This is a genomic window from Cytophagales bacterium (genome assembly GCA_019456305.1).
GTDB lineage: Bacteria > Bacteroidota > Bacteroidia > Cytophagales > VRUD01 > VRUD01.
In genome coordinates this window covers 1-10,454 of the sequence record VRUD01000113.1, presented here as the reverse complement: position 1 = coordinate 10,454, position 10,454 = coordinate 1, and the positions used below count along the sequence as shown (strand labels likewise).

Genomic DNA, 10,454 nt, shown 5'->3' with positions numbered 1-10,454 from the left:
ACTGTTCACGATCAGCATACCTGTGGCAGCGGCAAAGTCTGCAGCACGGGTGATCAGGGCGGTATTGCCATCCATGTCTGCATAAGTATAATTCATAGTGGGATCGTCAAAATCGGTATATCCCAAAGAAGTATTTATCACATCTACCCCTGCGCTATCGGCATATTCAGCGGCAATAAGCCAGTTTATTTCTTCAATATGAAATTCGCTGGAAACATCTTCGGTTCTAAACAGAAAGAAGCTTGCTTTATATGCCGTTCCAATGATCTGGCCTTCAAGATACCCTCCAATCGTTGAAAGCACCGCAGTACCATGCCAATAGTCTTCATAAACAGAAAGATCATTTGTCACAAAATCATAAGTACCTAAAATCCGGTTGTTTGCAAACAGGCTGTCAAATACAGGCAATATATTGGCATTAGCAAAACCCGCATCTAATATACCAATGATCATGCCTTCCCCCCTGTATCCATCTGCATGCATGATGTCTGCACCGATCATTGCTGCCTGGTTAAAGGAAGGGCCATAATTGATATTTATTTTGTTGGTTTTAGCAACCCTCTTTGGAAAAGAATTTTTTTCAAATGCAAGTTTTTTTTCTACCACTGAGGAAACACGTTTTTTGGTTAAATTTTCAGAATTCTTCACAAATCCTAAATTATTAATGACGCTTTGTGTGACTGAATCAGCTTCAATAACGGCAGCATTAAACCATTTGGAAGTGTACCACATATTAGCCCCGAGTGAATTTAATGAATCAGCATAAACTTTATTTACAGGAAGATCTCTGTTAGTAATGAGGATATTTTGTTTTTGCCGCCTCAGTATAGCTCTTTGAGAAAGGAATTCTTCAGGTTTGTTAACAGAATAGGGGGTATTGTTTTTATCGGTAAAATAAATCACATATTTTTTTGTTTGTGCCTGTGTGGCATTTTTTAAAAACGATAAAGTGATAATCAACCCTATATTAAATAAAAAAGAAAATCTCATGTGAAAATTTAGTTTCTGTGAATCTGTGGCTTTTACTCTTTATTTGAGTAATTATATATCTGAAAGTATTTTTTCCCAAATACAATACTATCTAAGAATATACATCCCGGATCATCGCAATAGTCTACTAAAATTGACTCTTTATATATCAAACCCTGGTTCCTGGCATATACTTCCGATCTTTCATATTTTCCTATCTGAGAGGTAATAAAGGGTTGAATAACTTTCAATGTATTATTAAAGATATTATTCCCAATTGTATCTGCTAAACCTAAATCTCGAATTCTATATTCTTCACCTTCTTTTGTTTCTATTGTATTTAATGCATTGCCATCCCATATAACTCCATTTTCCACGGGAAAAATCAATTTTATATATGGGATGTTACTTTCAACTTTAATTGCCTGGTATGATGTAACTTTTGTTGTCCATACAGAATCCGGATCAAGGGGCCAATTGGCAGAACTATCAGGCCTGGAAAATCTTTCAAGACGCCAGGCAATATCTGATTCATTGTCAATAAAAGTATCGGCTGTTACTTCCAATAGCTGGTAATTTTGTGTGTCTATGAAGCCACCAAGGGAGGAATAATCAATTGTCAGAACATCATAAATGATGGAATCACCTATCGCCAAGGGGAAGTAGTTGTAGCCGAGATCAACCTGGGCAGGGTCAACTTTGGAGGGTTTGCATCCGGAAAAAATAATGACTAAGAGCAAAAAGGAAAATCCAAATAGGATGATTTTCTCTGCACCAGAGACTGAAATGATCTTATTAACAATTTCTTTTAGTATTTTCTCATTTTTCATTTTCAGCAGTTATTCTCTTATATAAAGTTAATATCGGTTAATATCGGTTAATATCGGTTACTTTTTGAAATGGGATTTCCATTGCAACCATTTTTAACCGTTTTTAACTGCTATTAACTGCTATTGCTACACATTAAAGCTCGATTCAATCCACCCACCTCCGATCACGTCACCGTCTTCATAAAACACTGCTGCCTGTCCGGGTGTTATAGCATAAACGTTTTCATGAAAATGAACTTTAATTCTATCACCATTTTGTTCTATAACGGCTGGAGTTCCTTTATCATTGTATCTGATCTTGGTTACAGTTTCTGTTTTTTTGCCTTTCAGGTCATCATATTTGACCATATTGATCTTATGTACCCACATTCCGTTCATAGAAAGTTCTTCCAATCTTCCCAAAACCACCTTGTTTTGATCTTTTTGAATTTCTTTCACATAAGCAGGATACCCCAGGGCTATACCCAGTCCTTTCCTTTGTCCGATCGTATAAAAAGGGTATCCCTCATGTTTTCCAACTGCCGTGCCATCTTCCAGCACAAATTCGCCTCCTTTTAGTTTCTCTGATAATCCATTAACCCTGCGTTTCAGGAAACCTCTGTAATCATTATCAGGAATAAAACATATCTCATAAGATTCTGATTTATTTACCAGTTCTTTAAACCCTCTTTTCAATGCCATTTCCCTGATCTCATACTTTTTCAAATTGCCTAATGGAAACATAGTCCTGCTAAGGCTTTTTTGAGATACACCCCACAAGGCATAGGACTGGTCTTTATTTTCATCAATACCTTTTGAAATGAAGTATTTTTCATCCACTTTCCTTATATTGGCATAATGACCTGTAGCTATATTTTCACACTCCAATTGGTCAGCTCTTTTCAGCAGTGCATCCCATTTTATGTGTGTATTGCATAAGACGCATGGATTGGGAGTTCTGCCGGCCATGTATTCATCTGTAAAATAATTAATAACATGATCACCAAATTCTTCCCTTAGATCCAGGATATAATGGGGAAACCCCAGGCTTACAGCAATATTCCTGGCATCATTGATGGAATCAAGGCTGCAGCATCCGGTTTCTTTCTTTGACCCACCGGAAGATGCATAATCCCACGTTTTCATGGTCATGCCGATCACTTCATAGCCTTGTTCGTGCAGCAAAACCGCGGCCAGCGAGCTGTCAATGCCGCCACTCATGGCGACTAATATGCGTCCGTGTTTACTCATTATTTAAGTGTAAAATAGCTAAAGAGCTTTTTTGCAAATTCTCTCAAATGATATTTTTTTTCAAGTTCATACGTCTTATCATGATACTGAATTAACATGCTGTAACGGTAGCCAGCTTTTGCTTTGGATGAATAAGCTACCAGGTCAAACTTACTATGATGTTCCGTATCAGATTCCCTGTAAAATCTTGTATGAAGTAAATAGACTTTTTCACCAGAGGCAAGGGTAAGACTATCTTCATCATACGTATAATTTTTTTCGAAAATTCTATCGGTATATTTGGTATACTTGTTAGTCGTATTTTTTTTAACTTCGTTAAGGTTTTGAGCCTTTATGTTTGAAAGAGTTACTTTAACTGATACCATGGCATCGTTATAACTAAAGGGCAGGCCTTTACCCGTTGCTTCAAAGATTTGCTCTTTTCCATACCCAATCATGTGGTCAAGATTTGCCCAAACAGAAGGTACGGAAAGTTCATAGTATTCGGTTTGCACTTTCTGCAGATCATTCCAAATTGTGGTATCAATTTGACTGTAAGCTGCATTTGAAATCAATAAAATCGCTGATAAATAAGTTAGTGTATTCATGATACTGTAAATTTATAGTTATTATTTTTTACAAAAAAATATAAAATAGGGTTAATTAACAATTATTTAAGCTATTTTGTTCATCCTGTTAGGTAAATATTTTAAAATAATTTTAATATTTATTATTACTACCAGGAATGTTTCAAAAGGGTATCCAATTAATTTTAGGATATGGGATCAATGCTAATAACGTGATGAAAATGGCCAGGGAGATTAATCCTGCCAGTGACGGACTTGGCAGTAATGAAGATTGGCTAAGTTCTATTTATTACAGCAAATTTTAGTATCTTTGTCAGATGAAAACAAGTGATGAAATAATTACATAAATCAAACAAGAGCAAAATAAGATTTTTGATGATTAATAAGAATAGCGCCACGATTTATCGTGGCGAAAAAAACAGCATCTATATTGATAGTCCGCTTTAGCGGACTTTAGATAATTAACAAAGTCCGCTAAAGCGGACTAATATGGTTTTATTGTATTTTGTTACACCACGATAAATCGTGGTGCTATCCTTATAAAAATATTAATAACGTAAATAGATTACGTTGTCCCATATTAGCTTTGAATTTATGGCGGAGTTATCGAATATATTGTAATTTAGGAATTAGTATGAACTAAAGTAATTATAGTAATGAGACCAGTAATAGAAGCAACACCAGAGGATAATCTTCCTGATATTGACCTTTCGAATTGGAGCAAGACAAAGTTGGAGGAATTTTTACGAGGTATGTTACGATATACACCACAAGATCCCTTAGTCAATCAAATTCTTAAAAGATTAAATGAATTACTACACATGGAAAAAGAAATTAAAATATTGAGAAACATAGAGTACCTAGGAAACAAATACATTAAAGAACATCTAAGTGATACAAATGGAAAAAAATATGAAAAAAAATTAAAAAGCAACTGGTGGGAGGCATTGAACTTCTTCTTTGGTAGATCATTTATGAGGGGACGAAGGGATAAGCTATCAAGTGAGTACCTTCAATTTACCATTAGAAAATTAGAAGATTATTATTCTATTTCTGAAAAAACATTGCAGCAATCATATGATAAACTCAAAGAGCAAAAAAAATATTTTGAAAAACAAGATATCCTGAAATTTAAACAAGATCATAACATCACAAGAGGAAACTCCCTTAGTAAGAATTATCAGGAAATTTTTAAAAAGGAAGTATCAGCAAAGAACCCAATTATAAACCTCTTAATCAGCAGAAAAGAAATTAAGATGGTGTGGAAAAAAGTAAGCTACAAGAAGAAAATTTTCTTAGGTAATGACGAAGATGTAATGATGGTTTTAGATGTTTTAAAGTTTATTTCTTTAAATAATGGAAAACAAAAAAATATATACAAATACATTAGAAATAATCTCAATCAACCAGAGGGAATTGATAAAGTATATAAAGAACTAAAAGGAGAAAATTTTAGAGCGATTTCTGATAAAATTGCAACATTTATTATTAGAGATATTTATTTAATAAATTCAGGATTAAAAATTAAAAAACCTGATAAATCTGATTTAAGAAAAGCTTTTCCTGTTGATACTTGGGTGAAACAAGTGGCGGATCAATTAGGTTGTCAAAGTGACAAAGACGAAGATATAAAAGATTATTTTATCAACATGTGTGAAAAGCACGGCATAGACACATTAAAGACTGCAGTTGGACTTTGGTATTTAGGATATAATTCGCTTGATATTCTTATAAATAATTGTTTAGGGGATATTAAATTGTATAACTTGGAATATTAAAAGACAATGGGCAAAGTAATAAAAATAACAACTGACTATAAATCAACGGAACAATATCGTTCAATGTTAACTAATGCCATTGAAAAGTTGGAGGACATTGAAGAAAACTTAAATAGTTTAATAGTAAATCTTGCAACAGCAGGTAAATGGAAAGAATGGTCAGACAGTATTCCGGTAGGAGGAACATTTAAATTTACAGAAGAAATGTTAAAGGACACAGGAGACAACAATATTAACGATATCGCGGGCCTACTTGATGAAGTAATAAGAGTAAAAGAGAGAATAAAAACGGCAGGTAACAACGGTTATAAAATATAGGACTGATAGCTTTGTTTCAGTTGCTATACTACGAATAAAACGAATAAATTGTTAACTAAAAGTTAAAGAAAAAATAAGCGCTCGTCAGGCGGCTAAGGGATAGAAATAGGGAAAGAAAGACGCCAGACGAATATTGACATTGAGAAATCCTACTCGTCTGACCACTTTCCAACCCAAATCCCAGACTTAGTGGTCTGACGATGAATGACAGAAAGGTGAACCCGCCCCGATTATCATCACCCCCGATTAACTCGGGGGGCAGGCGGGATTTCTCCCGAGTACTCGGGATCAACTTGAATTAGCTTCCTCCAAACTTAAAGCTTAGCTTCACTTTTGAACGAAAAGCAGTGATCTTTCCATCCTTAATGGTTGCATCCTGTTCTACTATTTCCGCGATCCTCAAACCGCGAAGGGTTTTTGCTGCCTGACTCACAGCATTGTTGGTTGCATCTTCCCAGCTTTTTTCGCTGGTACCTACGAGTTCGATGATTTTGTATACTGAGTCATCCATAATTTATTTTTTAATTAAATAGTTGTTTAAAATAACATCACAAAGATAGAAAAAGAAATTGACAATTAGTCCCACACATAATTTATATATTTAAAAGCAACAATATTTTTATTCTGATAAAAATAAATTATGTACAGGAGTAACAGGCAATTGCCTACTGCGTCCTGTCAACAGTCGATTTTTTAGCCTTTGTCAGCAATCCGGCACCGCTAAACAAGGCGGCTAAAACAAAGAGCAACGGCCCGATAATCCCTTCTACACCTTTTATGTATCCCGGAATAAAAAAAGCAAAAATAAAGGCTACATCAGCAAACCCTACCATTATCAAATTCATCCAGAAAGCAACAGGACTATTTTTCCAAATCCCTGCCAAAGCAATAATGATGGCGACAGTGCCAAAAATAGCAAGGTTAGCTGCGTGCTGAGCGCCTAAAGAACCGGTTATTTTGCTTGCTTCGGCTGGCAATTGCTCAGCATCTTTCAATCCAAAAAAAGAGAGCATACCTGGAGTGCCTAAAGTGAAGTAAATGTATAATACCAAACCCCCGAGAAATATATGTAAAATACCCCAAAGCACATAAAAGATAGCGCCAATACGTGATAGTTTTAATGCAGACATGAATTATTTACGATACTAATAAAATGCTAATATACTAATTTTTTATTTTTTGCGATACCATTTTTTTATCAATTCAGTAACAGGTTTATTCTGTGGAGTATAGTCAGTATTACTAGCTCCTCCTGCTTTTGTGTGATTATCATACCATTTCCAAATAAATCCTCCGGAAAACCAGGGCTCATTCCAAAATGTTTGATACAAAGCATCGTATGCATTATATTGGGCATTAAAATTAGCCGGACCGGTGAAGTCCCGGTGATTTTCTGCCAGTTCCCATTGTTTCCCGGGTGCTCTGTCAATGCTTCTGTAACCATATTCAGTAAAAAGCACAGGCTTATTAATAGTGGCCTGGAACGATTTTATGGAATTAAAATAGGGTTTCCACGCCAGCATTAATTCCTTAGCGGTTGGCGTATTATTATCTGAAAGCGGGAAATATGCGTCAATGCCAATGTAATCCAATTGATCCCAAAAGGTTATGTTTTGAAAATTATCCCAGTTAGCAGCATAAGTGAGCTTGCCATGATAAATTTTCTTTATTTTTATGATCAACTCTTTCCAGAATTCCTGCCTTTTTTGCACAGCACGTTTATATTCAGTTCCGATTGATAACATTTCTACACCCATTGATTGAGCTAAATATGCATAATAGATTATGTATTTTTCATAGCTATGTTCCCAAATCCTCCATTCATTTTCGTCATGAAGAATAAAATCGCCTGCCCAGCCCTGCTTAAATACCCATACGTGTGGTTTTAACATTATTTTCAGTTTATGCTTTTTAGCATATTGAATGGTTGCCTTGGCACCTTCTTTTGTTTCACCCCACCATTGCCAATCGGAATTAAATTGTATCTCAGGTTTATTGTTCCCAGCATAGGCATAAGGCGTTATAGCCACCCAATTGGCATTAATTTTTGCCAGGGGAAGCATACATTCATTCCCTACTATTTTTACCGGGGCTACGAAATTAACACCATTTATCTTATCAACGTTGCTCTCTGGCCAGAAAAGCAAATTACAAATAAAAAAAACCGGAATAAGAATTCTGTTCATTTTTAAAAAACATTAAAGAGGCAAAGCGCACGAGAAACACTAGTCCACAGCCGGCAGTCGGCAGTCCATCCCGAGTACTCGGGAGCAGTCGGCAATTGTTTTTTGCCGACTGGGGACTGCAGATTGCCGACTTTTCTCTATGCGTTTGTTTCACAAGTTCAACCAATAAGTCAGCTTTACCACCAACGCCCTGTTCTTTACACTCAGTATAGGGTCATAATTCTCGGTATAAACAATGAATAGATCCGAAACGGGCTTAAAACGCCACTGCAAGCGGCTGTTGATATTGATATTTTCAGATTGTGTATTGTATTGGATAAAGGTTGTAAAGAAAATATTTTTAGTGAAAGTCAGCTCAATTTTAGGAACAATTAAAATTATATCAGCTTTTATATTAACATTTGTGTCAGGCGGAGTCGGTAAACGGATCCTATCGTGCTTATATTCTAATGAAAATTTTCCCCATGGAGTTTTCCGAAATTTCAATACAACATTATAAGTGAGCTTTGTACCATTGTAGTAACCTCCATAATTGGCAATAAAAAAGTAATTGAATCTTTTCCTTTTATCAGAATTGTATTTTATTAATACATTACGGTAATAATAATTTCCGGCAGGAATACGAGGTTGACCTGTATTTGTAACATCTCTGTCAAAAAAAAGTTTTGTAAAAAACTCATGATGATGTACCTGAAGCTCACTTGTATTTAAGAAATTTATAATGTAATGGGGCATAAGGAAATAATCTGTAACGCTTAAATTTTTTTCAAAATAATCGTTAGATTTAAAAGCCGGGCCGTGATAATTAATAATGGATGATTTGGGATAAAATTTATATTGAAACAAGGGTTCAAGCCGCCAGTAGGTCATCATAGTATCTTTTCCTGTTTCTTCAATAGGTCTTGTAAGATGTGGTACAAAACCCACATCAGCAATGTAATTTTTGCCAACATATTCGTGGTTCCACATGGCAAAGATATTTCTTGAATTGTACATAAGCCATGAAGCATTAGCGCTGTTTTGGGATAATTTATCAGGTGTAAAGCTATGATGATAGAATACTTTTCCGCGCAATTTATTATCTTTTGATGCAAGATTATAATCCAGGCCGAGCACTCTGTTAAAATTATTGGAAAGAAAAGAAAATTTATTATCTGTATTAGTGCCATATGCCTGTCTGTTTACGAAAATTGCTCCTATGTAAGACGGGCCAAAAACCTGTCTTTGTACCGCAGCAACAGTATAATTTTGACTATAGAGATCCAGCGTAGTATCTCTCGTGGTTTGAATATTCATTAAACCTATACGCCAGTTCTTATTGATCTTTCCGCTTAGCCTGGCGCCAGCAATGATCGGTATCGTTTGTCCCTGGTATAGCCCTATGTTTCTTGAAAAGAAGGGCCTGATCTGGCTGAATCCAAATTGACCAAAGAGATCACTATTTTCAATAAAAAATTGCCTTTTTTCCGGAAAGAACAAGCTGAACCGGGTGAGGTTGATCTGCTGCTCGTCAACTTCAACTTGTGAAAAATCGGGGTTGATAGTCAGATCTAAATTCAGTGAGGAAGTAACTGCAATTTTAACGTCAATACCAAGAATTTCCTGAATAGCCGGCTTGAATCCGTTATCTCCGGTAATTTCAAAACCACTATTATTCTCAAAGTCTTCATTCATTCTACCCGTGATATATGGGATCAACGATATATTAGCTCCGGTTTTGGCCGGTGGCTTATCCCATAGTATTTTCCCTGTATATGCAAGGGAAGCTTCGTCAAAATTGCGTGGTACCGGCATCCAGGTTGATCTTTCATTCCTTTTCAGATCATTTCTGCCAAAATTGACCCCCCATTCACTTATCCCATCTTCAAATCTTAATGTTTTAAATGGTATTGCCATCTCCGCTACCCATTTATTACCATATTTTGTTACGTGGGAGTACCATTTATTATCCCATGTTCTGGTAACACCTCTTGTTCCACCACCTGCTATAAGCCCCTCGCTCCGGGCACCTGGTGGGTTTACATAAAATGCAAAACCATTTGTTTTGTCATTAAAGGGATCAATAAAAATAGCAAAAGCATCTCCTACTGAAAATGAATAGTCTCTTTTTAAGGATTGAATAATGTAATCCCCCGGAAGTTCATCGTAACATACAACACCTAAGTAAAAATAATCATCGTCATAAGTTAATCGTACTTCAGTTTTAGATAAAGCATAACCCGTATCGTAGGGATATTGCTGGTAAAAATCCTTGGCAATATCTGCCTCTTGCCAGTCGGATTCATCCAAATTACCATCCACCTCAATTGCTGATACAGCTCTTTTGATATTAATAACGTACTCCTGCGTTTGGGCACATATTATAATAGCAACGAGACAATTGAGGAAAAATGTTAATAAAAATTTATTCAAGATATTTATAATTATTTTCAAATCCACTATATTTTAGAAAATTATCTGTATATTTGTTAGTTGTACTATGGTTTTTAAATTAGCGGCTTAATTAGTGTCTGTCTATAAAGTCGAATGTTTAATATATTATAGTAAAAACATAACTTCGTAAGTTGATTAAAAAGT

The 10,454-nt window shown here is 35.5% G+C and carries 10 protein-coding genes; 2 read left to right on the top strand and 8 right to left on the bottom strand.

The features are described from left to right. From FVQ77_16470 to FVQ77_16455, 4 genes are all read right to left on the bottom strand, one after another. Nucleotides 1-990: S8 family serine peptidase (locus FVQ77_16470; GenBank protein MBW8051895.1), on the bottom strand; the 990-nt coding region annotated here is incomplete at its 3' end. A gap of 32 nt (nucleotides 991-1,022) precedes the next feature. Continuing rightward, on the bottom strand, nucleotides 1,023-1,799 hold the full coding sequence (locus FVQ77_16465) for a hypothetical protein (GenBank protein ID MBW8051894.1): 777 nt from the start codon (nucleotides 1,797-1,799) through the stop codon (nucleotides 1,023-1,025). A 126-nt stretch (nucleotides 1,800-1,925) separates the two neighbouring features. Beyond that, on the bottom strand, nucleotides 1,926-3,029 hold the full coding sequence (gene mnmA / locus FVQ77_16460) for a tRNA 2-thiouridine(34) synthase MnmA (GenBank protein ID MBW8051893.1): 1,104 nt from the start codon (nucleotides 3,027-3,029) through the stop codon (nucleotides 1,926-1,928). After that, nucleotides 3,029-3,616, bottom strand: coding sequence for a hypothetical protein (locus FVQ77_16455; protein ID MBW8051892.1), 588 nt, complete (start codon nucleotides 3,614-3,616; stop codon nucleotides 3,029-3,031). The genes mnmA and FVQ77_16455 overlap by 1 nt, the downstream gene beginning before the upstream one ends. Before the next feature lie 635 nt (nucleotides 3,617-4,251). Between FVQ77_16455 and FVQ77_16450 the strand changes: the two genes are divergently transcribed. Both FVQ77_16450 and FVQ77_16445 read left to right on the top strand, forming a co-directional pair. Further along, the gene (locus tag FVQ77_16450) at nucleotides 4,252-5,373 is read left to right on the top strand and encodes a hypothetical protein (protein MBW8051891.1); all 1,122 of its coding nucleotides are present in this window, start codon (nucleotides 4,252-4,254) and stop codon (nucleotides 5,371-5,373) included. A gap of 63 nt (nucleotides 5,374-5,436) precedes the next feature. Next, nucleotides 5,437-5,691, top strand: a complete 255-nt coding sequence (locus tag FVQ77_16445; GenBank protein ID MBW8051890.1) for a hypothetical protein — start codon at nucleotides 5,437-5,439, stop codon at nucleotides 5,689-5,691. 298 nt (nucleotides 5,692-5,989) lie between these two features. Here FVQ77_16445 and FVQ77_16440 read toward each other — a convergent pair whose 3' ends face one another. From FVQ77_16440 to FVQ77_16425, 4 genes are all read right to left on the bottom strand, one after another. Beyond that, complete coding sequence (locus FVQ77_16440; protein MBW8051889.1) at nucleotides 5,990-6,202, bottom strand: dodecin domain-containing protein; 213 nt, start codon at nucleotides 6,200-6,202, stop codon at nucleotides 5,990-5,992. A 154-nt stretch (nucleotides 6,203-6,356) separates the two neighbouring features. Further along, on the bottom strand, nucleotides 6,357-6,821 hold the full coding sequence (locus tag FVQ77_16435; GenBank protein ID MBW8051888.1) for a hypothetical protein: 465 nt from the start codon (nucleotides 6,819-6,821) through the stop codon (nucleotides 6,357-6,359). A 42-nt stretch (nucleotides 6,822-6,863) separates the two neighbouring features. Further along, nucleotides 6,864-7,877 carry a hypothetical protein gene (locus FVQ77_16430; protein MBW8051887.1) on the bottom strand — a complete coding sequence of 338 codons (1,014 nt, stop codon included), beginning with the start codon at nucleotides 7,875-7,877 and terminating at the stop codon, nucleotides 6,864-6,866. Nucleotides 7,878-8,027: 150 nt separating this feature from the next. After that, complete coding sequence (locus FVQ77_16425) at nucleotides 8,028-10,319, bottom strand: carbohydrate binding family 9 domain-containing protein (GenBank protein MBW8051886.1); 2,292 nt, start codon at nucleotides 10,317-10,319, stop codon at nucleotides 8,028-8,030. Nucleotides 10,320-10,454: the final 135 nt, after the last annotated feature.